General features: G+C 53.7%; 27 protein-coding genes and 1 pseudogene. 15 read left to right on the forward strand and 13 right to left on the reverse strand.

Annotated elements, in window-relative coordinates:
* Nucleotide 1: 1 nt before the first annotated feature.
* The 7 genes from napG (at nucleotide 2) to AC2FJW_RS09375 (ending at nucleotide 5,522) form a co-directional block, all read left to right on the forward strand.
* Nucleotides 2–820: a ferredoxin-type protein NapG gene (gene napG / locus AC2FJW_RS09345; protein ID WP_496749925.1), complete on the forward strand. Its 819-nt coding sequence runs from the start codon at nucleotides 2–4 to the stop codon at nucleotides 818–820.
* On the forward strand, nucleotides 817–1,734 hold the full coding sequence (gene napH / locus AC2FJW_RS09350) for a quinol dehydrogenase ferredoxin subunit NapH (protein ID WP_496749926.1): 918 nt from the start codon (nucleotides 817–819) through the stop codon (nucleotides 1,732–1,734). The genes napG and napH overlap by 4 nt, the downstream gene beginning before the upstream one ends.
* Nucleotides 1,735–1,746: 12 nt before the next feature.
* Nucleotides 1,747–2,184, forward strand: a complete 438-nt coding sequence (locus AC2FJW_RS09355; RefSeq protein ID WP_200818550.1) for a nitrate reductase cytochrome c-type subunit — start codon at nucleotides 1,747–1,749, stop codon at nucleotides 2,182–2,184.
* A 29-nt stretch (nucleotides 2,185–2,213) separates the two neighbouring features.
* Complete coding sequence (locus tag AC2FJW_RS09360; protein WP_496749927.1) at nucleotides 2,214–2,915, forward strand: NapC/NirT family cytochrome c; 702 nt, start codon at nucleotides 2,214–2,216, stop codon at nucleotides 2,913–2,915.
* 13 nt (nucleotides 2,916–2,928) lie between these two features.
* Nucleotides 2,929–3,186: a hypothetical protein gene (locus tag AC2FJW_RS09365; protein ID WP_496691457.1), complete on the forward strand. Its 258-nt coding sequence runs from the start codon at nucleotides 2,929–2,931 to the stop codon at nucleotides 3,184–3,186.
* 1,326 nt (nucleotides 3,187–4,512) lie between these two features.
* Entirely contained in the window at nucleotides 4,513–4,998 is a 486-nt protein-coding gene (locus AC2FJW_RS09370; RefSeq protein ID WP_496749928.1) for a hypothetical protein, read from the forward strand.
* A gap of 80 nt (nucleotides 4,999–5,078) precedes the next feature.
* On the forward strand, nucleotides 5,079–5,522 hold the full coding sequence (locus tag AC2FJW_RS09375) for a YqfO family protein (protein ID WP_496749929.1): 444 nt from the start codon (nucleotides 5,079–5,081) through the stop codon (nucleotides 5,520–5,522).
* Between the two features lie 188 nt (nucleotides 5,523–5,710).
* Here the strand turns inward: AC2FJW_RS09375 and AC2FJW_RS09380 are convergent, their stop codons facing one another.
* Together AC2FJW_RS09380 and AC2FJW_RS09385 are read right to left on the reverse strand one after the other, a co-directional pair.
* A complete protein-coding gene (locus tag AC2FJW_RS09380; protein WP_496749930.1) occupies nucleotides 5,711–5,986 on the reverse strand; it encodes a hypothetical protein in 276 nt (91 codons plus the stop codon).
* A 239-nt stretch (nucleotides 5,987–6,225) separates the two neighbouring features.
* Nucleotides 6,226–7,248 (reverse strand): permease, encoded by a 1,023-nt coding sequence (locus AC2FJW_RS09385; RefSeq protein WP_496749931.1) that lies wholly within the window; start codon nucleotides 7,246–7,248, stop codon nucleotides 6,226–6,228.
* An 85-nt stretch (nucleotides 7,249–7,333) separates the two neighbouring features.
* Here AC2FJW_RS09385 and AC2FJW_RS09390 point away from each other — a divergent pair, with 85 nt between their 5' ends.
* Together AC2FJW_RS09390 and AC2FJW_RS09395 are read left to right on the forward strand one after the other, a co-directional pair.
* On the forward strand, nucleotides 7,334–8,191 hold the full coding sequence (locus tag AC2FJW_RS09390; protein ID WP_496749932.1) for a LysR substrate-binding domain-containing protein: 858 nt from the start codon (nucleotides 7,334–7,336) through the stop codon (nucleotides 8,189–8,191).
* A gap of 304 nt (nucleotides 8,192–8,495) precedes the next feature.
* Nucleotides 8,496–8,969: a tyrosine-type recombinase/integrase gene (locus AC2FJW_RS09395; RefSeq protein ID WP_496749933.1), complete on the forward strand. Its 474-nt coding sequence runs from the start codon at nucleotides 8,496–8,498 to the stop codon at nucleotides 8,967–8,969.
* A gap of 343 nt (nucleotides 8,970–9,312) precedes the next feature.
* Here AC2FJW_RS09395 and AC2FJW_RS09400 read toward each other — a convergent pair whose 3' ends face one another.
* From AC2FJW_RS09400 to AC2FJW_RS09410, 3 genes are all read right to left on the reverse strand, one after another.
* Nucleotides 9,313–10,203, reverse strand: a complete 891-nt coding sequence (locus tag AC2FJW_RS09400; protein ID WP_496749934.1) for a DUF2950 family protein — start codon at nucleotides 10,201–10,203, stop codon at nucleotides 9,313–9,315.
* A 1-nt stretch (nucleotide 10,204) separates the two neighbouring features.
* A complete protein-coding gene (locus AC2FJW_RS09405) occupies nucleotides 10,205–11,548 on the reverse strand; it encodes a DUF3300 domain-containing protein (RefSeq protein WP_496749935.1) in 1,344 nt (447 codons plus the stop codon).
* A gap of 175 nt (nucleotides 11,549–11,723) precedes the next feature.
* Nucleotides 11,724–12,560, reverse strand: a complete 837-nt coding sequence (locus AC2FJW_RS09410) for an amino acid ABC transporter substrate-binding protein (RefSeq protein WP_496749936.1) — start codon at nucleotides 12,558–12,560, stop codon at nucleotides 11,724–11,726.
* Nucleotides 12,561–12,929: 369 nt separating this feature from the next.
* On the opposite strand from AC2FJW_RS09410, the gene AC2FJW_RS09415 reads away from it, so the two are divergent.
* From AC2FJW_RS09415 to AC2FJW_RS09425, 3 genes and pseudogenes are all read left to right on the forward strand, one after another.
* Nucleotides 12,930–13,802 (forward strand): hypothetical protein, encoded by an 873-nt coding sequence (locus AC2FJW_RS09415; RefSeq protein ID WP_496749937.1) that lies wholly within the window; start codon nucleotides 12,930–12,932, stop codon nucleotides 13,800–13,802.
* Complete coding sequence (locus AC2FJW_RS09420) at nucleotides 13,802–14,563, forward strand: hypothetical protein (RefSeq protein WP_496749938.1); 762 nt, start codon at nucleotides 13,802–13,804, stop codon at nucleotides 14,561–14,563. Before AC2FJW_RS09415 ends, AC2FJW_RS09420 begins: the two co-directional genes overlap by 1 nt.
* 279 nt (nucleotides 14,564–14,842) lie before the next feature.
* Nucleotides 14,843–15,792: pseudogene (locus tag AC2FJW_RS09425) on the forward strand (DUF3604 domain-containing protein).
* A gap of 426 nt (nucleotides 15,793–16,218) precedes the next feature.
* On the opposite strand, the gene AC2FJW_RS09430 reads toward AC2FJW_RS09425, so the two are convergent.
* The 6 genes from AC2FJW_RS09430 to AC2FJW_RS09455 form a co-directional block, all read right to left on the reverse strand.
* Nucleotides 16,219–16,551 carry an NIPSNAP family protein gene (locus AC2FJW_RS09430; protein ID WP_496699579.1) on the reverse strand — a complete coding sequence of 111 codons (333 nt, stop codon included), beginning with the start codon at nucleotides 16,549–16,551 and terminating at the stop codon, nucleotides 16,219–16,221.
* A gap of 459 nt (nucleotides 16,552–17,010) precedes the next feature.
* On the reverse strand, nucleotides 17,011–17,757 hold the full coding sequence (locus AC2FJW_RS09435; protein ID WP_496749939.1) for an alpha/beta fold hydrolase: 747 nt from the start codon (nucleotides 17,755–17,757) through the stop codon (nucleotides 17,011–17,013).
* A 38-nt stretch (nucleotides 17,758–17,795) separates the two neighbouring features.
* Nucleotides 17,796–18,308 (reverse strand): DUF6653 family protein, encoded by a 513-nt coding sequence (locus AC2FJW_RS09440; protein ID WP_496749940.1) that lies wholly within the window; start codon nucleotides 18,306–18,308, stop codon nucleotides 17,796–17,798.
* Nucleotides 18,309–18,388: 80 nt separating this feature from the next.
* Nucleotides 18,389–19,492 (reverse strand): alpha/beta fold hydrolase, encoded by a 1,104-nt coding sequence (locus tag AC2FJW_RS09445; RefSeq protein ID WP_496749941.1) that lies wholly within the window; start codon nucleotides 19,490–19,492, stop codon nucleotides 18,389–18,391.
* A gap of 386 nt (nucleotides 19,493–19,878) precedes the next feature.
* On the reverse strand, nucleotides 19,879–20,382 hold the full coding sequence (locus AC2FJW_RS09450) for an outer membrane protein (RefSeq protein ID WP_496749942.1): 504 nt from the start codon (nucleotides 20,380–20,382) through the stop codon (nucleotides 19,879–19,881).
* 145 nt (nucleotides 20,383–20,527) lie between these two features.
* Nucleotides 20,528–21,181: a hypothetical protein gene (locus tag AC2FJW_RS09455; protein ID WP_496749943.1), complete on the reverse strand. Its 654-nt coding sequence runs from the start codon at nucleotides 21,179–21,181 to the stop codon at nucleotides 20,528–20,530.
* A gap of 196 nt (nucleotides 21,182–21,377) precedes the next feature.
* Between AC2FJW_RS09455 and AC2FJW_RS09460 the strand changes: the two genes are divergently transcribed.
* Nucleotides 21,378–22,103: a TetR/AcrR family transcriptional regulator gene (locus tag AC2FJW_RS09460; protein WP_496749944.1), complete on the forward strand. Its 726-nt coding sequence runs from the start codon at nucleotides 21,378–21,380 to the stop codon at nucleotides 22,101–22,103.
* Between the two features lie 345 nt (nucleotides 22,104–22,448).
* Here the strand turns inward: AC2FJW_RS09460 and AC2FJW_RS09465 are convergent, their stop codons facing one another.
* Nucleotides 22,449–23,120, reverse strand: coding sequence for a TetR/AcrR family transcriptional regulator (locus AC2FJW_RS09465; protein ID WP_496749945.1), 672 nt, complete (start codon nucleotides 23,118–23,120; stop codon nucleotides 22,449–22,451).
* A 69-nt stretch (nucleotides 23,121–23,189) separates the two neighbouring features.
* Here AC2FJW_RS09465 and AC2FJW_RS09470 point away from each other — a divergent pair, with 69 nt between their 5' ends.
* The gene (locus AC2FJW_RS09470; protein WP_496749946.1) at nucleotides 23,190–23,438 is read left to right on the forward strand and encodes an NAD(P)-binding protein; all 249 of its coding nucleotides are present in this window, start codon (nucleotides 23,190–23,192) and stop codon (nucleotides 23,436–23,438) included.
* An 18-nt stretch (nucleotides 23,439–23,456) separates the two neighbouring features.
* Complete coding sequence (locus tag AC2FJW_RS09475) at nucleotides 23,457–24,413, forward strand: FAD binding domain-containing protein (protein WP_496749947.1); 957 nt, start codon at nucleotides 23,457–23,459, stop codon at nucleotides 24,411–24,413.
* 179 nt (nucleotides 24,414–24,592) lie between these two features.
* On the opposite strand, the gene AC2FJW_RS09480 is transcribed toward AC2FJW_RS09475, so the two are convergent.
* The coding region (locus AC2FJW_RS09480; RefSeq protein WP_496749948.1) for a hypothetical protein at nucleotides 24,593–24,790 on the reverse strand (198 nt) is incomplete at its 5' end.

Consider the following 24,790-nt stretch of genomic DNA (forward strand, 5'->3'; position numbering starts at 1 on the left):
CATGCCCCTCGCCGAGAAACCTCTTTCGCCGAAACGTCGCCGCTTCCTTCAGGATACGGCGCGTGCGGCAGGCGGCTGTGTGGTCGGCGGGTCACTGCTGGCCTGGCTGGCCCGCGACGCCCGTGCATTGTCGGCCGAAGCTTTGCGCCCCCCCGGCGCGTTGCCAGAGCGGGAGTTCCTATCGGCCTGCATTCGCTGCGGGCTGTGTGTGCGAGACTGCCCCTATGATACCTTGAAACTGGCCGAGCTTGGGTCGGATGCCGGGGCGACGGGCACGCCATATTTTACCGCTCGCGATGTGCCCTGTGAAATGTGCGACGATATTCCTTGTGTTGCCGCCTGCCCGACCGGTGCGCTAGATCCCAAGTTGGATAACATTGACGATGCCAAAATGGGCGTCGCGGTTTTGGTCGATCAGGAAAACTGCCTGAACTTCCTGGGTTTGAGGTGTGACGTTTGTTACCGTGTCTGCCCCGTGATAGACGAAGCGATCACGCTGGAAACGGCGCATAACGCCCGCTCGGGCCACCATGCGATGTTTATCCCAACCGTACATGCCGACCGCTGCACCGGCTGTGGCATGTGTGAAAAAAGCTGTGTTCTGCCAGAAGCCGCAATCAAGGTATTGCCGGCACGTCTTGCGCGGGGCAGCAGCGCGGATCATTACCGCAAAGGTTGGGAAGAAAAAGATGCCAAGGGCGCGCCGGTTGTCGAAGGCATAATCGACCTGCCCGACCGCCTGCCCGGCCCGGGGGTCGACAACCTGATCGCACCAGGTGGTTTTGAACCCGGCTATGATCTTCCAGGGGTGGGACAATGACCACCCGCACACATATGCCCATAGGCCAAGAAGCCGTGGCGGTCAAAGGCTGGGTCGGTGCGCATAAATACCTGATACTGCGCCGTATCAGTCAGCTGTTCTTTCTGGTCCTGTTCCTGTTGGGACCCTGGTTCGGCATCTGGGTCGTTACAGGTACCTTGGCAGGATCGCAGACCCTGGATGTACTGCCGCTGACGGACCCATTCATCCTGTTGCAAAGCATCATCGCCGGGCATTGGCCGGCGATGACCGCTTTTATTGGCGGCTTGATCGTCGTGGTGGCCTATGCGCTGGTCGGGGGCCGCGTCTATTGTTCGTGGGTCTGTCCGATCAACCCGGTGACCGACGCCGCCAACTGGTTGCACAGGCGGTTGGATTTGCCGAAAGGTTGGCAACCTAAACGGCGCACGCGGTTGTGGATATTGGCCACCGCGCTGATCGTCTCGGGCCTCACCGGCGTGATCGCATGGGAGATTATCAACCCAATCACCATGCTGCATCGCGGCCTGATCTTTGGGGCCGGTTTTGTCTGGGCCATGGTCGTTGCGATCTTTGTCTTTGATGTGCTTGTCGCCCGTCACGGCTGGTGCGGCCACATATGCCCGGTCGGTGCGTTTTATGGCCTGATCGGCACCAAAAGCCTGTTACGGGTCAGCGCGGTTAACCGCTCGGCCTGTGACGATTGCATGGATTGCTATGCCGTCTGCCCCGAAAACCACATCATTTCGCCCGCGCTGAAGGGCAAGCCGGGTGCCACGCCGCTGATCCTATCAACCGACTGCTCAAACTGCGGTCGCTGTCTCGATGTCTGTGCAGTTGATGTCTTCAAATTTACTCACCGGTTCGACGACCAAGTCGCCGCACCTTCCGACCCAGTTCCCGCGCCTGAACCGCGCGTAGCCAGACCTATTTAAGGGAGTGCCGAGATGAACAAGCCAATCCTGACAGGTGTCGTCGCCCTGATCCCCGTTATATTCCTGAGTGGGTTCGTCCTTGCGCAATCCGCGCCGGTACAAACCCTGCGTGGCGCCGAGGTGGATGAACCCATTCCGTTGGACCAGATTCACAAGAACGTGGAAGGACGGATGCAGCGCAACTATCGCCAGCAACCACCGCTTGTCCCCCACTCGATCGAGCAATACCAGATTGACGTGCGCACCAATCAATGCCTGTCCTGCCATGACTGGACCAAAGCCGGGGAACGCAATGCGCCGACCCTGTCGATGACCCATTATCTGGATCGTGACGGCAATGAGTTGGATCACATCGCCGGGACCCGTTATTTCTGCAACCAGTGCCACGTGCCTCAGGCAGATGCGCCTGCGTTGGTCGACAACGTGTTTGAACCCTCGTCCGGCAACTAATCCAACACATGTCTGAAAGGAGCACCAAGATGGCAGACTCCCCCGAAAACCGCGGTTGGATCCGCCGCCTCTGGAACGCGATCTGGACCCCGGCTGTTATGTTCAGCTCGGGCTTTCTGATCCTCGCCGGGTTTCTGGCCGGTATTCTGTTCTGGGGTGGGTTCCACTGGACATTGGAACTGACCAATACCGAGGAATTCTGTACCTCGTGCCACACGATGGAAACCAATCTGGGCGAATACCGCGAGACGATCCACTATAACAACCACTCCGGTGTACGCGCGATCTGTTCTGACTGCCACGTGCCACATGAATGGAACCACAAGATCAAGGCCAAGATCATGGCTGTCAAAGATGTCTATCACGAGCTTGCCGGAACCATCAGCACGCCTGAGAAATACGAAGCGCATCGGCTAAGTATGGCTTCGGCGGTCTGGAAAAAGATGAAGGCCTCTGACAGCCGCGAGTGCCGCAACTGCCATAACTTTGACTATATGGATTTCACCATTCAAGAAGCACGCGCTGCATCGGAACATCAGCGGGCAATTGACAACAACATGACCTGCATCGACTGCCACCAAGGCATCGCACACAGCCTGCCGCAGGGTTATCAGGAAGAATACCAGAAAATCACCGATGCGCTGGCTAATAAATCTGCAGGTAACTTGCAACAACAGCTTGCTGACGGCAGCACAGAAATCCGGTCATACCTGACCACACAGTCGGACTGAAAAGGGGTAAGTCATGCTGGAACTTCTGGGAACAATCGGAGGCAACATCATCGGCCTTCCAGGCATTCTGGGCATTGCGCTTGGCATGATGACGCGCCGCCTCTGGCTGGGGGCCATGATGGGTGGTTTGATCGGCATTGTTGGGACGCTGCTGTTTGCCCATTGGGACTTTGCCAATGTTGCAACGACCGAACTTTTGATTGCCATTGTTGTGGGTCTGTGTGCCGGAACACTGGGTTCTGCGATCCGTATCAAAGGGGCAACGGTCTAACAGAAAGACCGGAGCGTGCTGGGCAATGGCGGCTTAGTGATTGGTCCTTTACCCGATGCTCTGGGGTAGATAGCGGCTAGGTGCGGAAGGGCTCTGATGGAATGGACATCCCCTGATTTCTCATCTGATAGGTTTTCGAGATGGAAGCCGTCAGAACTGTCGAGCAATCCTTGCCGAGGGACCATTGCTCACGTTGGTGTAGATTGTCAGTTGCAGCCTACGCGCCACTGGAGTATTCGACCACGCCTTGCAATGGACCGGTATTACGACATCTAGCTGCAATAAAATAGATATCATATCAAACCCTTAAAGATAGTGTTTCGGCCAAATTGATTCAGGCAAGTAGGCCTCAATGTGTCCACTGCAGATTGATTCCATATCTTGTTGCGCACAATGGCGCCCCTAAGCGCATAATCCTAGGAGCCATGATTTGGCCTGGCAGGATCAGCGCTCTGCTTGTCCTACTCCCACCATTTTGTACTGCGCAAAAAACAACGCGAGCTCTTGCCTGTGGGACGCCGCAGCCGCACTCGAACGTCCGGCCTGAAGATCAAACGCAAGGTCGAGTTTACCGTCGACGCCTAGCATCAACGCTCACCCGGCACAGTGTATACTGTCTGGACGTCTAAGGTCCGAAAGATGGGAGCCCGGCAAAAGTTACCACAGGCATTGCCTATAGGTCTGCGCTGAAGCGCCTGTTTGCAGTCCGTATCCCCAATTATTTCACCACACGTTTTCCGGATTGGTAAAGTACAAGGCCCAGACATTGTTGTTGCTTTGGGCATTCAGTTTCCGAAACCTAGCCTTGAGGTAAGCGTTAAGAAGGTCAACGTTGTTCGCATTGCGGTTGTCGACGCCCCACGTCGGGAGCGGCAGATTTCGCAATCTTCGGCTGAATCGCTGCGCTGTAACAAACTGCGAATGTCCTGAACCGGTGTTATGTGAAGCGATCTCTGGTTGAGTAGTGGCGATTCAGTGGGACTAACGCCAGTGGCTCTCTAGCGGGACAAACACAGACACTTGATCAGCGTCCGCTTTAAAGCTCATTTCGTTCGCCATCGAACGGTTATTACTGGCTGCATTCGCTTTCTGTCTTTAATCTGTCTTGCATGGCAATCGAACCGAGACTGGATATAATCGGGGCCGCGCTCGCCGATCCCAGCCGATCCCGCATCCTGTGCGAACTGATGGACGGGCGCATTCACCAACAAAGAGCTGGCTTGTGCGGCCAAGGTAAGCCCGCAGACCGCGAGTGCCCATTTGAAGCAACTCGAAGTTGCCGGTCTGACCGCTTCTTTGCGAAGCGGCCGGCATATTTATCACTGGGTGGCAAGTGCTGACGTTGCCCGGGTGCTGGAAGGATTGGCTACCCTGTCGCCGACCGACCACCTGTCTCGGCCTGGCCGGATCGCGACAGACACACAACGCGCACGCAGTTGCTACAATCACATTGCTGGTAAGCTCGGCGTCCTGATGACGAAGCGCCTTGTTGCCCTTAATGTGCTGAATCTCAGAGATGACGCTTTGACATCCGGACCTCGCTATCAGGATTTCCTCGATGATATCGGGATCGAGCCGCCACCTGTTTCATCGGGGAAACCTCCGGCAAAACTCTGCCTTGACTGGACAGAGCGTCGGCACCACATTTCCGGCCCGCTGGCCACAGCGATCATGCAGAAGTTACTGACAGCGAACTGGTTGGAGCGCAGGACCGGTAGTCGCGCTCTTACCATTTCCGACGACGGGTTCGATGCGCTCGAACGCTGGTTTGGCCTGAGCAGAAAGGCTCTGGACGGCTCGGACGACAATTGACAGTTCGGCCGATAACGAACCGTCCTTTTCCACAGCATCGCCAATACGAGCTATTTCGGTAGAAGCTGCTGGAGATAAACATGACATTGCCCAAACTCGAAAATGACAGGTTCGTTCCTGAAAACGGTCTGCGGATCGTCGTCCAGGTGCCAGATACACATGCGCAAAAGATCATTGACGCGGTTCTGGTCGATGACGTTCTGAAATATGGCGACTACGATTGCGTCGCCTATCAGACCGCGCCGGGAATGCAACAATTCAGATCCCTGGGGAGTGGGCGCAACACGGCAACCTCAAAGGTTGTCGAGGTACCCTGTGTGGAACTGTCATTCTTTCTGGGCAGTAACGAAGCCAAAACCGTGCAGGTTCTAAGAAACATCTATTCATCACACCCCTACGAAGAGCCGGTGATCTTCGTAGAGCCGTGCATGCGGACGCTTCATATCCGGGGAATGGACGAGGACAATCCTAACAGGTTCTGGAACAACGAGACCGAAGATTGGGTGCCAAAAGAGCACTGGTAAGTGAAGTTGATCCCAGCAATCTCCGAACCCCAAGGAATAAGTAGCAAGGGCTCCTTTGGAACCTTCGCCGCACGCTGTACTAGGGTCCGGTTTTGGTTTCTTGGAAACAAGGCAATAGCGGAAAGCTCCTGCACATCGCAGTTCGGGTGTTATATGCACCTGTCCCTAGTTGAACGCCCGATCTGCTGTCACATGCCTTCGATAATGGCATTTCTGGCCGTGGCATTTTCCCTAACGATGTACCGCAGCAAGTTATTACCCTCGGCGATGAGGTCGAGGCGATCTTCGTTCTTTTTCACCACGGCTGCCCACGCCATTTGATCGTGTATGAAATCGTCAAGGATCGCTATGCGTTGTCCACGGCCGATTTTCTTGGTTTTGCTTTTTAACACCAAAAGTCTGTCAATATGCCCGATGAGGTCGGGTGCCAGGTCCTGATCTTTAATGAGATCATGCAGGTTCATCGGCGGCGACATATCGGGTACCGTGGGTTTTTCGTATGCGTCTCAGGGGGCATTCTAGCAGACCTAGAAAACTCTTGGTTCGGCCCATACCAGCCATTCATCAGGACAGACCACGCCGCAATGCAGCTTCACCAGACCGGACTTTCGCTGCGAGCGCAAAATCGGGGGCGAGTCGAACTTACAGCCCGCCGGACGAAGCTGCCGGTTGCTGAACGTCTGCTTCCCGTTAACGCTGAATCTCAGACGATCCACCCAAAGACATACCCCGCCCCAAGCGACCCCAGAACTGCAAGCAGCAGATAGAGCATGAACGGTTGCAATTTGAGCACCGGTGCGATGGCCATAGCACCCCAGATGCTGACAACACCGCCCGAGACAAGGAAAGCCATCGCCGCGCCTTCGGACATGCCGTTGTCGATCAACCCGCGTGTCAGCGGGAGCGCAGCGTAACCGTCGATATAGGCCGGGGCACCGACGAAGACTGCGGCGGGTATTGCCCACCATTTGTCTTCGCCAACATATGTTCCTAGTGCGCCCGGCGTCAGTGCGGTGTTCAGGGCATACTCGGCGGCAAATGCCGGGATCAGGCAGATCAGGATCAGCCGCGTGGTCGCCCAGAACTGTCTGCTGAACGATCTCCGCCGCGTCTCTGACCGCCATACCCATGGATCAAAGGGTTGATCCCTGCCGCATCGTGCGGCACTCAGTTGGCGCGCAAGACCATTGTCTCGAAGCGCGCTCATTGCCCAAGGTGTCTTGGCGAATAGCCCTGTGACCACGCCCCCGAATATGCCTAATCCGAAAGCTGCGAGTGTTTTGCCGATCGCAAAGCTCAAACCCAGTGTCGCGGCTGTAGTCGCGAGCATCGCCGGATCAGTTATTGGGGAGGACAGCCAGAATGCCATGATCGGAGCGAGTGGCACGCCCGCTGCCAGCAATCCGGCCATTAAAGGCAGCACTGTCACACCGCAGACCGGCGTGATGGCTCCGATGAGCGATGCAGCCAAAACCGCTCTCAGCGTCCTGCCTTCGAACGCGCCAGCGATGTGGGTATCCGCGCCGCTGGCGATGATCCAAGCTGCTAGAACGATGCCCGGAATGACAATGGGGGCAACGACAATTAGACCCCATAGGACGAACCTTGCTGCGTTTGCGGCGTGTTCCGGCCAAGCAAAACCTACACCTGCCAACAGAAGCAGAAACAGGCCCCACACTAAGGGTTTCCGGTTGGATGGTCGGTTGGCAGCTGTCTGATCGGACATGGGATACTCCTCTGACCTTGAAAAATAGTGCGGCGCGAGGCATCTGTGAAACGCATAGTTTCAATTTCCGATATTGGAAAATCAAATGGAAAACCTGGATAGCGATCTTCTGCGAACCTTCGTCGCCGTGGCTGATGCCGGAAGCGTCACAGACGGTGCTGCCCGCATCCACCGGTCGCAATCTGCAACAAGTCTTCAAATCAAGCGCCTCGAAGCGATCCTGGGTCAGCCGGTCTTTGACAGGCATGGTCGCGGGGTGGTCCTGAGCGACACGGGACGAAAGCTCTTTCCAGTCGCGCAGGAGGTGACGGCACGTCTCGACGCGGCACTACAGGAGATTTCCCAGAACACTGTAAGCGGGAAACTACGTTTGGGCATACCCGACGATCACGGACGAACGAAACTCGCGGCGATCATTGCGACCTTCACCCGCCATCATCCGAAAGTCGAACTGGATATCACATGCGCTCTGAGCACCAGTTTTCCCGAGGCCCTCGACAAAGGTTCGCTGGACCTTGCGGTCTATGAGGTCGAAAACCCGTCCAGCCATGAAGAAGTTCTTTATGAAGACCCAACTTGTTGGGTGTCGTCGGCGCGCCGCAATTTTCAGATCGATGAAAGCCTTCCGGTTGCCTTGTTCGATCATGCATGCTGGTGGCGCGACGCGGCAGTCAATTCATTGCAGGCCCGCGGAGAGCCATATCGCGTTGTATATTCCAGCCAGAGCGTCTCTGGCGTGATTGCAGCGGTTGAAGCTGGGATTGCAGTAGGTCTACTTGGTCGCTCGTCGTTTCACGCAGGTCTATCTGTGGTGAACGACGCATTGGGCTTCGGGAACACACCTGCCTCCAAGCTGGTGATGGCATCCAGCAAGCCGAAAGAACGAGGGCCTCAGGACGCTATGAAGGAGGCGATCCGAGCCGCATTTATGGCCAAGCCATAAAAAGCTGACTTTCGCTGCGCTCTGTCGAATGGGCAGGTCGGACTCGGTTCCTGACATCGGAGGCGGCGCGGCATCCTGTGGTATGACGCCTGTGCCAACGTCGGGTCGTCGTTTTGGGAGGGCATGGCGGATCGGAGGATTAGTCATGGAAATACCAAACTTACCTGCCATTCGCGCACTTCGGCTAGCCTGGAACAAGGGCCGCATTGTCGGTCAGAAGCGGCCACTGAAACCTAAGCATGTCTGAGCAATCTAGGTGCGGCTTGAATTGGCAGAGAACCATCGTGATCTTGCTCTGTTCAATATGGCAATCGACAGCAAGCTTTGCGGCTGCGACCTTGTGAAGATGAAAGTTGTGGATGTGATGGCGTCAGGCCAGATCAAGGAACGCGCCTCAGTGCTACAGAACAAGACGCAGAAGTCAGTTCGGTTTGAGATATCGGAAGGCACCCGCACATCCGTCGAGAAATGGATCGAAGACGAACTGATGGTCGGATCAGAGTATCTTTGGCCAGGCCGTTTTCATGAGCGGCTTCACATATCGACACGTCAGTATGCGCGGATTGTTCGGGACTGGGTCACGTCGATCGGATTGGAAGCCAGTGCATATGGCACGCATTCGATATGGCGCACGAAAGTCACTCAGATCTACAAGAAGACTGGCAACTTTCGCGCCGTTCAGCTTCTGTTGGGGCACACAAAGATGGACAGTACAGTCAGTTATCTTGGCGTTGAACTTGAGGATGCCTTGGCCATTGCTGAAGCCATTGAAATCTAACATTCTGGGCCGCCTACACGGTCGGCCCTTACCGGTCACTCGACATGCCGTCACTATGCTGCAGTTGCAGCCCACTTTGCGGTCATTCGCTACGACAGCAATATCTCAACACAAGCGGACTCACAGAACGCGGACAAAGCGGCCGTTCGGTCAAACCATTGCGGGCAAGTTGGGTCAAATTGAATCAAGGGCAGTTATTTCATCGATTAATTAGATTTCCCAAAATCGATCCTTCCCGAACCAGTGCCACTTAAGTCGAAAATTGCATTCAATCTACACCTGCACACGGCAAAAAATCGGTCAAACCAAAGCCCTGCAACTAAGCGTCGCCGCCGATCTAATTTTACTCGGCTGGTGACCAATTTGGGCCGGGATCATAGGTCGATATCTCAGCTGTTTTTTCAAGCGTATCCGGCCCAAAGTCCGCCTCGAACACGGTGCCGTTTTCACCCACGAGAAAAGAATGGATACCCGTTTCTCCGTAGTCCGCAGGCACCGCAAGCAAGGCGTGACCTGCCACGAACCGATCGCCGACAAAATAGGAATAGGCACCACCCGGAGCATTTGGTCCCTGCCCCTGCAAAATTGCGAAGTAGTAACCGAGGAAAGGTTCGGGTTCGAAATCATCCGCACCGTCGCTCCACCCCGAGGCGGTGGCGCGGGCAAGGGCTTCACCGACAAAACTGTCTTCTTCTGGCCAGAAGAGGCCGTTTCGTGCGCCGGGATCCGATATGATCGTTTGGGCAAATTCCATGACGCCATCGCCATTGTGGTCCACAAGACGAAACGCCGCCTGAAGATCAACATAGGCCTCAAGCGTTTCGATTACTTCCAATTCATTCAGTCCGATTTCACGGGCGGAAAGCTCCTCTACCCCGGCTTCTAAATCAAACTTCCAACCATTCTCAGCTTGCAGAATTGGGATCGGAAAGGGCCAACTATCTTCGCCAAGCAGAAGAAAAACCCCATCATCCTCGGGCTGAAAGCGGTATCCCTCAGCATACATGCCAAGCACTTCCTGCCTTCTTTGCTGATCTTCCACCGGATCACCCGTTCCGATTAGATCTTCTGCCTCTGGTCCGAAAATCTCGAGCAGCTTGTTCTGATCATCGGCCCTTAACGCTTCGACAAAAGCGTCCAGTGCGGTTTGCGGAGTTTCGAACAGCGCACCGTCGGAAAACGCCGGTCCAGTAGCCACTGCGATCACTAAAATAGAAAAAACCGATTTACGCATGTTACCGCCTCCCCTTGCCTTTGGCAGCATGTCCCCGTTTGGACGCCTTGTGAGCTTTGCCGCCTGAAGATTTTTTCTTCATAGCCTTACCTTTGGACGCAGCGGTTTTTTGCTGAGCCGTGGCCTTTTTTACTTGAGGTTTCTTAGCTGCTTGCGGTTTCTTTTTGACAGGCTTCTTCGCCGCATCTGGCCGTTTAGTCCGATCGATGGCCTGCTGCTTGGCAGCAGCCTTGTCCCGATCTACGTTACCGCGATTAACCTGCGGCAAGGACTTGCTCCCACTACCTCGATTGGCCAGAGCACCGCTCGCGATAGCCCCCGCCCCTGCACCGGCTGCAACTGCTGCCGCGCCTCCCCTGCTAATATCTGCAGCACCGGATTCACGGCTCAGTTTTGCGCGGAGTTCGTCCGTGCGACCCTCGGGGCGGTTGACAGGCAGGTCGCCGCGACCACCTTCCGGCCTTTTGTGATCAGCGATCTTGTCCCGGGCTTCCTTTTTTCGGTCAGGATCGGGTTTCCATCCGATATCAGTTCGGTCACCAAGATCTATATCGTTACCGATATTGACGTTGCCGTCGACGTCTATGTCGATGTCCGGGTTTCTGTATATCGGGCCACCGCCCCATCCGCCGCAATTCCGGCACCCCCAATAGTCATACCAGTCGTCGTCATCGTCGAAAATCTCGTCGATCAGCGCCACGGTGCCAAATGTCAGCAAGGCCGCGCCCACTACGTCCCCGGTCGACGGGCCGGTATAGACAGTCTCGGGATTATATTGCGGGACGTACACTGTTTCGGGTTGTGTCGGAGTAATTACAACAGTTTCTTCATCAGATACCACGACAGTTTGCTCGGGCCCGGAAACAAGAGCTCCGCTGTCAATTGCCTGATCCCGCATTACCTGCACCGCATCCAGCACATCGTCGGACTGGGCCAGCATGGCGGTGCCGACTGTCTCGGTCCAATCGATGTGGGTGGCCATTTGACCGACGACTTCGGGGAACGCCGTGGCCAATACACTTACAGACGGATCCCAGCCCATAGCTTCGATTTCCGGCTCGAGCTCTACGGGGTCGCGGTCGGCGTTATCCAACAAATACCGTTCTGCTTTAACAATCTCCAGTGGCTGAGTGGCCGCAACGAATATCTGTATGAGTAGAGTGTCGGGAAAAAGAGCCACCGGGGCGACCAAAGTTTGCAACTCAGCATCAGATAGAAGGTCGGATGAAGTTTCAGACGTAACTTCCGTTGCAACAGTATCGGACGCCTCTTGTGCGAACAGGGCGTTAGATGTGCTTAAACTGAGAGCAAATATTATATATCTAAACATATTGCGATCCTTCAATTTATCGAAGGATCGCCTAAGACCGTGATTCTGGCAACTGGCCTGCCAAATGGAGGATCATTTAGTAAAACATGGTCATTGGTCAAGCTGGCTTGAGCGGTCAGTTTGCTTACAAGGCCAGCTTCTATTGTGCAGGGCGATTAACTCCCGACAAAACTGTTTTGCGCGACAAGCTTCAGGGATTAATGGGGGCGAAAACATACAGAGCTTTTAGTGCTTCGCTCGGCTCCACCCCCGGCAAAGCGAGACGAAATATCTCTTCCATTGTGCCCTGAGCATACATTTCCGACAGAATACTATCGACAACGAGTCGAAAGTTATCGTCACCCCTCGCGATGGCCAATCCTTGCTTTTCTATCGTCAGTATTTCCTGGGATAGTTTGAATTTGCCCTTTAGTCCCGCAGCAATGTAGTTGACCAGCAAAATCGACTGATCTGCAAAATAGGCGTCAATTTCACCGTCTCGAAGTGCTTTGATACCGTCTGGGTGTGAAGCGAACCGCACCATTTCTGCGTCGATACCTGCAGCTTCAAATGAATTCAGAACGGACGCTTCTGTTGTTGTGCTGCTTCTCATTCCAACCTTCTTTCCCGCGAGTGCACCCATGGTGCCCTCAGCCTCGATTGGTAACAATATGGACGTGCCATCGACATAAGTTGGAATTGAGAAATCAACAATTTCGCGTCGGGAAAGTGTAATCGACGCTGCCCCGCAGAGCATATCCACCTTTCCGGAAGCTACTTTGTCGAAACGATCCTTAGAGTCGACCGGAATGAACTGAACATTCAAATCCTTCAATTCCAGTTTCTGCGCAATTACCTTCGCTACATGATCGCAAATCAACGGCGACAGACCAAATGGGCGACCTTGGTCGTTAATGTAAGACAACGGAGCAGCATCTGTTCGAAAACCAAATCGGATTTCGTTGTTTTTTGTTATCCTGTCGATTGTTTGGGCAACCGCGCCGGTTGTGAATAGAACCGTCACAATAAGTATAGAAAGCAAGCGCATGGTTTTTCCCTCTTTAGTGGCGTAACACCCTTGTGGAGGTGAAAAGCACCCTGTGTCGAGAGTAAAACACATTGTGTCGCCTAGGAGTCGGTCTGTTGATGAGAGGTGCTGGCATGGCGACGAATCGAAAGTATACCCTCGCAATATTGGCAGATACCCGAATGCATCTGCTCCTGCTCAGGGCTTAACGCGAGAGAAAAGTCTTGTGGGCAGAGCTTATGCTCGAAGTTTCAAAGGACCCGCGTCAACTGCAAGTCGTTGCGACAACACAACACCGCACCAGTATATTTTCGTGGTGCAAACTGTTGACCTTCGCCGTGACGCTGTACGTTAGGGTTGATATTCAACGGTGAGGTTGAGCGAAGGGTAATGGGAATAGAACTACAATGGAGTTTGGCGGAACTTGGGGCGCGTAAAACCGTACCTTTTGCCTTTGTGTGTTTGCTGTTCTTCGCATCCTGCGCAACCACGAACCCAGAACTTTTGAAGTCCGAGTTGAACGCTCGACCCAGTGCACAGAATGCGTCGCCAAGCGACTACGCCGGTGAAGTTCAATTTAGCATCTCAAACAAGATTCCCGCTCGTGGAAAAAACCTACCTTACACATTTGACGCGGGCATCAGCAGTGTGACGTCAACGCGCCTAGGTTTCCGGGGGCTCTTAGATCTGCGAGAAATCCAAGTCCAAGCGCCCGCGCTTCTGTCGGGTACTCTGGAACAAAGTTGTTCTTTGAATGTTGACTTTGAACTCGACGACGCCCGCGCCAGCGGTGATCTCATCGAACTCGTAGGCTCAGTGGACGTCGAGCTTTATCGTTGTCGAAACGAAGAATCCGAGGGTGCCAACGGGCGTGGAGTACGCCTTATCTCGACGACTGTTGGGATCGCCGCAGCGGCACGCGCCAATGTTCAAGATCAATGCGTTCACTTTGATCTTGCCGACGTCGTGCTTCAACCTACTGGGTTTGTCGGCGGGTTGGTTAATCTAATTGGCCTCACGGAGCGTGTCGAGGAGGTCGTTCTCGCCAAGGCAAAGGAGTTCACCGAAGAGAATGTGATTTGTCCGGAGATGCCCTCGGAGCTTTCTTCGTTGAATCCGGTTTTCGACGCCGGCGGTACACGAGAAATTGGTGACGGTGGCATCGGTGTTGCGTTGAGCGGCTCAATCGACACCAGTGCGATGACGATGATGGAACTCCTGGCGGTTATGCAATCTCGCGGTATTGTTGGGGGTGCGGGATGATGGATCGGATCTTTCTTCTGATACTAGCTACTGCCGGGCTTTTCGGAACCGCGCTGTTGGGTGAAGAGGTTACCTTCGAAGCAAACGGGGACGTCAAGCTAGGAGATCGTGAGTTTCCCGTTGATCTGGCATTGAGACTAAAAGATGTGAACGCGACAAGGATCTCAATCGAAAGTGTCATAGACCTTCGCCGGGCAAAAGAAATACTTGTAGAGGAACTCAAACGAGCCGCGTTTGTAGATGTCTGCAACGCATTGATCGGCGTGACCGAAGCAACGGCCCGTGCCGACGATACAGTGATTTCGTTAAGTGGGAGGATCGAAGCAGAGCTTTTCCGATGCGAAAACCGCAGCGACGGTGGATCTATACGCGGCGAGAACACTTTCGCTGGTGGTTTGACGGTGGGTGCTTCCGCTTCGGCCGAATTCAAAGATGGCTGCCTTTTTTTCCGTTTGGATGACCTGAGACTTGCTCCGGATCAACTCACCGAGTCGTCCGATGCAAAGAGTAATGTCGAAAAGGTTCGGCAGGTATTCATCGAGACCGCGAACGCAATACTTCAAAAAAACCCGGTATGCCCAGAACTACCTCCCGAACTTGTCTCTCTCTCGCCAACTTACGACGCCGGTGGCACACGGGAGTTAGGGGAAGGTGGCGTCGGACTGTTCTTCCGAGGTTCAATCGAAACGAGTACTGAGGCGATTATTGACATCCTTCAGGTACTCCAGTCGAAGAAGGTGCTTCCACCTCCGCCCCGCTGAACCTAGCCAACGGCTTAGTGCGGTAGATAGAATCTAATTATTTCGAAGAACAAGAACGAGTCGTAGAAATATGCATTTAACGTAGCATCATTCGTGCAATAGATGAGGTCGAAAATGATCCGTTTTGCATCTGTTCTTACCATTTGCTTGCTTTTTGCGCCCATGCCGAGCACTCAACTCGGCGGCAGGCAGTGTTCACCTTATCCACGGCAGAGCTTTCCCAATCAGGTCTTTTTTGGCGACACTCATTTGCATACGTCCTACTCTGCGGATGCCGGTATGATCGGCAATGTGCTAGGCCCTGATGAAGCGTACCGCTTTGCCAAGGACGAGGTGGTGATATCCAGCACCGGTGTCGAAGCTAGGCTGCGCTGACCATTGGACTTTTTGGTGGTTGCCGATCACGCTGAGAACTTGGGTCTCGCGCCGCTGTTGGCAGCGAAAGACGCCACGCTTCTCATGACTGAGTTTGGGCAACAACTTAACGCTGCCGTTGAATCCACTGCGGACCCGATCCGTTTTGAAGAAGTCGTGGGCGGCATCGGTGGGGACGAGAAGGTTGCCCAATATGCATGGCAAACTTCGGCGTCGGGAGAGGCGGCAGTTTGGGCAAGAGAAAACACACGCGAGGCCATTTGGCACGCTCTTGCTCGGAAAGAAGTCTACGCAACCATTGGTCCTCGCATGCGCGTTTGCGTTTTTGCCGAATACGATTTTGAAGAAACGGACCTGCCGCGTGCAGATTTTGCCGCGTATGGATATGAAAGAGGCTCCCGATGGGGGCAGATTTGCAAGCAGAAAATGACGGTCGTTCTCCACGGTTCCTCGTTCGTGCTCTGCGTGACCCCGATGGAGCCAATCTAGACCGCATTCAAATCGTCAAAGGGTGGTCAAATAGCGACGGGACAACTTCGGAACGTGTTTACGATTTATCTTGCGGCGGGCGCGAACTAGTGAACGCGAAGCGTGACGGGTCAGTTGGCGACACGGTTGACGTTGAGAGTGCTACTTGGACAAACGATATTGGTCAGGCAATTCTATCGGGGTATTGGGAAGACCCCGATTACGATCCGGAACAAAGCTCTTTCTACTATGCCAGAGTGTTGGCAATACCAACGCCACGTTGGACAACATACGATGCCAAAGTGCTCGGAACGGAGATCCCTGACGAAGCCCCACGGTCGATACAAGAGAGGGCATACACATCGCCAATCTGGCACACACCTTAGGGACGATTGTTATAAGGCTGAAATCAGAATTTACTTGGTCCGCCTTAGGCTCGAAGCCGACCTCGGGGCCGTTGCAGCAAAGCCCCCTGCCTCGATAGTAGCTGATCACGAGGACGGCCCAGAGCCGACATCCAGCAGCCAACCGAAATGCTGCGGTAGCGCCCGCTTTGCTGCCATTCGCTGCACTAGCGAGAAGGGAGGCCTGTCGAACTCACGAACTGCGGGACAGCGGCGACTTGCATTCGAAATCTAATGCCGTCTTCGCTTCGGTTAGTTGGGTGTGTATTGGCGACGTAATTTTGCCATGCGATCACGGTCTGTTTCGGGTTATCGCCACTCACCGCGTACACGCCAGTGGCAACAATCGGTGTTGCGGAGCGTGTCTCGTTCTCTTCTGTGAGCCCTTCGGCTTGTGGGTCCCGGAATTCAGAGAGATACGCCACCGCCGAAACTCTCAAACCCGTTTGTTGTTTCGGTTACATCCGCCTCGAAGTGGGCGATCAGGGGCATTACCAGGGGCTCGATATGCTTGTTCCATACGGGTCCTTTGTAGAAACTATCTTTGATCCTGTCTCGTTCCTCGAGCGACGAGAATGCCCGCATCCAGTGGACTTTGTCTGGATTGTCCAGATCCCGCAGAGGGCCAAAGACCAGCATCCCAGCGTCGCGCAATGCAATACGATTCTCTTGTTCAAAGAACTCGATAAACTCCTCACGACGTCCGGGTTTTAATATGTAGCGACGAACTTCGATAATCATGCGCGTAGCCTGTTTGCTTTGAATGTACTCTTGGGGGAAGTCTGTTGAGATTGATCCTTACCGTACCACTTAACGTACTCATTTGTGATACTAGGAACTCAGAACTTCCTGGGTTTCCGCACCCACGTCAATCTTGATAACCCATGATATCTCCCTCCGCACAATGGATGTGGTTGATACTAAATCTCTGTAGAAGTCCGCCAAGTTCGAACAAAGTCTGACCAGACCCACTAGCCATCGATTGACCGAAACAACGGATCTTGCGCATATGAATTTCATACGTCGAATTTCGGGGCGATGCCGCATGCATTTTCTTGATGAATCCGGTCGAACATCCGACTGCCTCCAGCCGAGGTGACCGAGCCAAAGACGCCTCTTCCTTCGAGTGCCTATTCTAAACGAAATCAGTATATTATCCAGAATCTGTACACCTCCAAAAGCGTCAATCTTGAGTGTGAACTACAGTTCAGCTTGTACTAGAGTTGAATAGTGTTCAGCGCCTTGAACCAAGTTTATTGTGGCTTTTTCACCAAACACACCCTTTAGCGAGTGAGACATTTCAACCGGCGACCAAGTGTCATTAGTCCCGTGCCAAAGGACGACGTCGCACTGCACCGCTGACATAGTTTCGCTCCAATCCGCGACATAGGCGCTGATAAATGCAAGATAGGCCGCTGGCCTCTGTACGAAGCTCTCCGATAGCGCCTTTTTCATAACGCTGACAAAGGTCTCGTCTTCTAAAAGAACTCTTTCCGCAGGGCCGCACTTTGCGAACAATACTTTGACCATAGTTTCTGGAAAAAACCGGGTCAGCAAACTTTGAAGACGCGTCAGAATCCGGAGTATCCTTGGACGCTTCATGGCCAACTCAAAAACCGATTTTCCCGCCATCTTGGGTAGAAAATCACCTATGAAAAGTGGGGCAGCGGGCGATATCAATGTTAGTCGGCCAACCAGGTTTGGCCTGGACGCCGCAACTTTTATTGCCGCCATGGCGCCGATGGAAAAGCCAACCACATGCACACACTCGCCGTCGTTTTCCCCCAACGCTGTATCTATGGCATCACAAAGATCTGCGTCGATGGCCTTCGGATCAAAGTTCAGCAAATTCAGAGCAATGGCTTCAATACCAGGATTGGCCTTACTTAGTAGCTCCGCATCTGATGGGCTGCCAGGCATACCGTGGCAAAACACTACTTTCTTCATGATCGTATTCCCGAGTGGTTTAAATGTGGCGCCACAGATCAACTGCCAACCGTCAGATCATCTAAAGTTCCACCGTCGCGCAGGAAGTCGCTCCAAACCCAGGCCATGCGGTCTACAAACCACATCTTGCCGCCCGAGATCACAACCATGCCGAGGCAAGTGAACCCTAAGTCGAATGCCCACAGACCATAGGCAAACGGCAAAAGACCAGCGCCGCTGACAATGGCGACCGTATTTGCGACACGCTTATGATGTTCCGCAACTTTGTCGCGATGCCGCAGCCAGACACGCTCGCCGAGAACACCCTGTGCAGACCAACTGTCGAAAGTCTCCGGCCGCGAAAAAGTGCGTGGGTTGATCCATATCCAGACAAGAACTATGCCGACCGCAAGCCACGCCCAATAATCAATCCATGCTCTGCTCCAGATTGCAAACGCCAGAAGAGGCACGGGTGTCAACACACGGGTCCAAACGGACCAAGGGTTTGCATGTCGCAGCCAAACCTCGTCCTTCATGCCCATAAGGCGTTCGGAAAATCGAGCTATGTCCATCTTTGCAACTCCTGGATCCACCTCTCCGAAAATAGGAGGGGTAGGATTGATTGAAGTGTATGACGACGCCGGGCCGCTCGTCAGTTGGTAGGCGTCTGGTTCCTTATTTGAACCAGGGCTTCAGCCCAGGCATTGGGTTGGTCGTACATCACCATATGGGCAGCGCCGTCGATACGGGTAAAACTCTTCGCTGGAGCCTTCAGGTGTTCGTAATATTCCTGTGCCAGATCGGCTGACGTGTTCTGGTCTTCTGCTCCGGTTATAAAGTGGACCGGTAGATCTAAGACCGGATGCGAGGTGAAGAGGTCGTATGCACCAACAATCTCGGGCTGTTCAATTGCTGTGCTCGATAGCTCAAGTCCGCGGAGATAGTTTTTAACCTGTGTGTCCGTGTAGTAGGGGCTCTGCCCTTCTAGCACATAAGAGAGATAGCGATCCCATAGCCCTTCGGTATGAAAGTCTCCAGCTCCATATTCTGCCAAAACATCGCGCTGAACGGTGAGATCTGCCTCGTCTAATGCTTCGAACGGCTCAATCGACTTGAGTTTCCGCTGAGTTTCAACATCGCCACGAACTTTCGCCTGATCCTGGGCCCATTCAAAACCCATGTTCATACTGCGTACCCACGCGACACGCTCTGACGTTGGGATGAACGCGTGATAGGGTGAACTATCCTCTGCGATAGTCTTGAACCCTAGCGCGCTGCCCCAGGACTGGCCGGTCAGGAATATTTTTTCTTGCCCAAAGCGGTCGCGTAGGAGGTTGGTGAGTTGAAGCGTATCCACCACCAAAATGGATGGCGTGATGTCCTCTATCGTGAGATCTTCGTTGAATGAACTTCCGGCTCCGCGTTGATCCCAGTGGACAACGACAAAGCTTTCTTCCAGCAAGGGCGTGTGGAACAGATCGACCCAGGGCATCACGGCACCACCCGGACCCCCGTGCAAAAACAGCAGGACCGGTTGGGACAAATCACAAGTGCGAATAAGTATCGTTTGCTCAATCCCGCCAAGAACAATTATTTCCTGTGAAACGAAACTTCCGAAACACTCTTTGGCTGCAACATCTTCGCCGCTGCGCGTCACGGTAACTTCTTGACGATCCTGGGCAAAAGACCATCCAGCAACGATGGCAGCACAGAATGTCAGTAGTAAGAGACGGCGTTGAAGTTTGAATGAGTACATTGTTCGCTATCCTTTGAATTAAAGCATTGTGGTTGCGTCTCGAATCTATTGCGACCTGAACTCAATACCTCAGGTAGAGATTGGGCTCGCGCTCGTGATATTCTGGGAGGCCAACATCGCGACGCATGTGATTAGATAGGAACGCCAGCTCGCCATGTTTGGGTAAACGCGGGAAAACAGGACCGCCCATAAACGCTGGGCGTTTCGAGACCATAAAAGTAAGATATTCGAGCCACGCTTTTACTTTAAGTGGTCTTAGGTGTAGCCACTCATTCAATAGAGTTGATACTTTAGTCACCTGGCGCCCCGTCGAAATTTGAAGGTGGTAGAAAAATGGGGAACCGTTTGAAGTCCCCCGCCATTTTCGAAATCTCGAATGGCTAGCGCTAGAACTTGTAGGACACCCGAAGCGCAACAGAGTCAGCAGTGATATCATCACCCGACGTGTCATATGTGTCTCGCAGGTATTCAAGACCAACCAGAACCCTGTCCGTCGCGCGATACGTCACGCCAACACCGGCGGAATAGCCGTCTTCGTTCTTGGATCCGCCATCAATGTTTGCATAGCCAATCACGCCATAGAGGTATGTCCGGCCAAATACATGACCACCTTTGAACTTCAGGCGTACAGTATCGACTTTTTCGGCTTTCCCTCCGGACTCAACCTCAGCGCCCGCGTCATAAGTAAGTTCACCACCAATTACGTAACCGTCAAAATCGTGTAGATAACCGGCATGGAGACCCAGAGTTGCATTTCCATTGTCGTTGTTGCCCTCGGAGACATCGATTGTGGATAGCTGCAAGCCCGCATTGAAACCGGTCCAGCTTTCATTTGCCAAGGACAAAGTCGGCATCATGGCTGCCAGTGTGATCATCGTGATAGTCTTCATTTAAACGGTCCGTTCTCTTGATTATACGGAAAGACCATCTGGACGCTGGGCATGCGTGATGCGCCAGCGGGAATGATTTTCCGTTAGTGGGGGTGCTGGAATTACCGCTTTCCGTTTTCCGTCCAGCGGTGATCCAAAACTTGGATTAGAGGATGGGTTTGGGTTTGCTGGTCATTTGAATCAGTTTCCCTGATTGGTCATATCGGGCAGTGACCAGTACCCGACGCGCATGTGCCACCTCCAGCGGGCCACCAACAACTTCCCAAAGCCCGAAGGTAAAAAGATCCAGTGTTCCATGACCTGCTGCTCGCGCCAGGTTCGGTTTTGTCCTGGGCTCAACATCATAGACGGCCACCCAGTCTCCATTGGCTTGTTGCTGCAATTCATCGGGCGAGCCCAACTGGCGTTCTACATTGAACCGGGTGGCCTCCTGGCTAACGACGCTCAGGTCAGGGCCATCTCTGCCAGTCGCTGCCATGTTGGCGGCGCATCCGCTCAGAGCGGCACCAAAGATGAGCGCGACGAACACTGAACGCACAAACTGACTGGAGGTCGCAATGCGTTGCATTGCTAACCATCGAACTCGACCTGCTTCAAAAGAGACTGGGTTCTTCGGCCCTATTGATTTATGGGGTTTTTTCATGGCCTTTCCATATCCTGATTGAATTGTGCGTTGCATTGGGGGCTTCTGCTTCAAGCAGTTTGTAATCAGAATCCCGAGCAGTTGGCGAATACCCGCCAGGCGAGACATTCGACGCAACTCGGATGGCGAAGTAATTCCACAGACAAGAGCATTCATGACATTCGATCCTGCATCGTGCGCGCAACTCAACCGGATCCGCAAAGCACTACCGCTTGCGGAGTTTGGCTGCGTAAACGCATCGTTAAATTCGGGTTGGCAGGTGAATTACATTGCTCTGCCAGGTGAGTCGGGGTACAAACCGACCATGGGTCTGTATTTGCAGACCGCCGGTCGGTTTGCAAGAGGAAAGTGTATGAAATCTACGAAGCGAAAGAACATGCCGCCCGAAGAACGGCGTGCTCAGCTGCTGGGATGCGCACAGATGTTGTTCTTTTCCAAAGGTTTCGAGGATACGACCATACAAGATGTGCTGGATATGGCGAGCGTCTCAAAGGGCGGATTTTATCATCACTTCAAATCAAAGGACGAGCTGTTGTTCGGTGTCTTGGACGGAATGGCTGAGGGTGTCTTTTCGCAGATGGCTGTTGTTGCCTCTGATGAGACCTCCTCTGCGCTCGACCTGTTGCACAGCTTTATCCACCTGCGGGCAAACTACCTGCGTGAACATGACTACCCTGGTCAGGTTGAATTTTTCCGGGTCATGAATCAGGACAAAAACATGGTTCTGCTTGAACAGTTCAAGCGCAGGGTCAGAACCGGTGCTATGCCCGTCCTGACCGGGATCATTCAGAAAGGCTGTGATGAGGGCACATTTACTGTCGCAGATGTTGATACTGCCGCAGAACTCATATTGTTCCTAAGCACCTTTATTGATCTCGCGCTGTTGCGCGCGATTGATGCACGGGGATCTGACATAGCCGATCAAGCCGCAGAAAAATTGCAGGCGGCAATCGACATGCAGTTTCTCACACTCGACCGCATTCTGGGATTGCCGGACGGGACAACAGATTTCGGCTGGCCAGAAGCGGTGGAGGTTACCATGGCAACTGTGCCTGCAACTCTTCCATCGGCAAACTAATCTGGCCTAGTCAGCGATTACCTGGTGCAGCATTCGGTAATAAGGGCTCGCCACTGACATTCTCCGCAACACGCGTCAGCGCCGTTTCCCTAAGCCGTCGGATATTGGCGTAAGTCGCAGCGTCAAGAACATTGGGCTCGATGCTGACCTCGGTGCCGTTGCAGCAAAACCCCCTGCCCCGCAAAAACTGAAATAAGGACGGCCCAGAGCCGACATCCAGCAGCCAACCGACATGCTGCGGTCGCAGCCCGCATTCCGGACATTCACGGGACACGCTGAGAGCGCAGGTCGGTCTAAGGTGTGAAGGACGGAGTTGCCGACCAAAAACCAAAGATCAAGATCGGCTTACAAGGTTTTGGTTCTGGATCCTGTTGCATCCGCTTGAGTGACCCCATCAAGAATCCAGCCTATAGCAAGCATGAACCGTTCGCCGCCGTCTCTGGTTGCATAGGTTTGCATGTTCTTTTGTAAGATCGGGGTATCCTCGGGCGCGAGTTGCTTGCCCAACTCCTCACGTATCTGCGGTGGCCGGGTGAGATCGTTGGCGATCGATCCGATGAGTAGCATGGTAATTGCGTCACTCGCTTCGGCGATGTCCCTACCGCTGAACCCACCCGCCCTGAGACATTCAAACATCAGCTCTGTCGTGGTGGCGGTTCCGGGGCCGATGATAGCCTGGCGGACAAAGATCATGCCCGCACCAGGTGTTTCCAATAGCCGCTTTCGAACCTCCTCCAAAAAATCGAGTAAGCGGTCTCTCCAATCTTCCCCTATTCGCAGACCCTGCGCGGCTGCAAGAAAGAGGCTATCAACTGCGAGGGTGGCGAGTTGGTTCTTGTCGTCGATATGATGATAGATCGCCATGGCTGAAACACCGCATTCTTCTGCCACGCGCCGCATTGTCAGTGCGGATGGGTCGCTTGACTTCAAAACGACAAGGGACGCTTCAACAATTTTGTCCACCGTTAAGTCACGGCGTTTGTTTGTTTTTTTTGATCGCTTAGTGGGTTTGTGCATTTCTTTATTTTACATTGTATAATTAAATATACAAGGTAAAGTTATGTGGATTCGACTTGGGGGGAATGCATGAGTCTGGAAGGTTTGCAAGTTGGTGTGATCGGTGGCAGCATCGCAGGCTGCGCTGCAGCAACAGCGTTGACCCGAGCTGTCTGCAATGTGGACGTGTTCGAACGATCCTCAAAAGGGCTGATGGACCGCGGGTCCGGCATCGGCATTCCGGGCCCTCTACGCGCCACGCTTATGGACAAGGGATATCTTCCTAAGAATTTCCCAAGTTGCGAGATGAAATCGCGTTGGTGGCAGTTTCCCGATTGAAGTCGTGACGGAAAGCGCTTGTGGACCCAAGCGACCCCCGCCTTCGCCAATAACTGGGGGAACCTGTGGCGTGCGCTGCGGGAAACAGTCTCCGATGACATCTATCACGAGGGCAAGATGCTCTTGGATTTCACAGAGACTGCAAATGGCGTCACAGTGACCTTCCAGGACGGTGATACGCGAGACTTTGATCTTCTCATAGGCGCGGATGGATACAACTCTGCGGTGCGCCAAAGGATGCATCCCCACATCGAAATGGACTACGCAGGCTATGTGCTTTGGCGCGGGAATTATCCTGAGGCAGAGTGTGCCGACACCCATTTGATTGAGGCGATCGACAAAGAGACGGCCTGGTTGACTGTCCCTTTTTCGGGCGGACACGGAGTCCTTTACATGATCCCGAATTTTGACGGCAGCGCCGCGACCGGGCAACGCCGTGTGAATTGGGCAGTGTACGCATCCTGTCCTGAAGCACAACCGTTGAACGGCGTCGAATCTATTCCCCCAGGCAGTGTCACGATGGCGGCGTTCGCCGAGCTTCAGATGCTGTTGAACGATCACTTTCCACCCGCCATTCGCAGCCTCCTCGCCCAAACCCGCCACAAAGACGTGTCGATACAGCCGATCTATGACAGCATCGTCGATAGCTATGTCAGCAAAAGAACGCTGCTGATTGGCGATGCAGGAACAATGACCCGCCCGCACACTGCAAGCGGGGCTACAAAGGCATTAGAAGACGCGCTGGCGCTGGAAATGCTTGCGGTCGCAGCCAAAGATCTACCTGACCTGCTCAAAAGCTACGACGCCCAACGATGCGAGCAAGCAAAAACCCTCAGTCAAATTGGCCGACGTATTGGCCAGCTGCAGGTCGTTGAAACCCCTAATTGGGAGGATATGTCGCCAAAGGATTTTGAGGATCTGCACTCTGCGATCCTGTCAGGTGACAAGCTCTATCTCTACGGTGAGGATGCGTGAGCCGAAGTGGCGGGCATGACTGGTCCAATTTTGAGCAGCCTTAGAAACTTGATTCAGCGGATCTTCTTAAGCGTTTATCGCCCATAATCCACAAGGCGGGCGCCCGCTTTTCGATGATGACTGGACAGTCTAGGCTTCTTGCAGCCCCCGGTGTCGCCGCAGCATATTGGCGGCGAGGACTATGCGCGCGGATCACGGCCCTTTCCGGACATACAGTATACGATAACGATACTGCGGTCGCAGCCGGCATTTCTGCCGTTCGCTTCAGGCTCAAAACCCACTACATTGCCGCCGACAATCAAACGATTTCTTGGCATGGCTTTTGGACCCTGCTTATTGTTACCTAAACCACAAAACGCCCTGATTTGCAGGGTACT

It is taken from the genome of Ruegeria sp. CDSA020 (genome assembly GCF_059612345.1).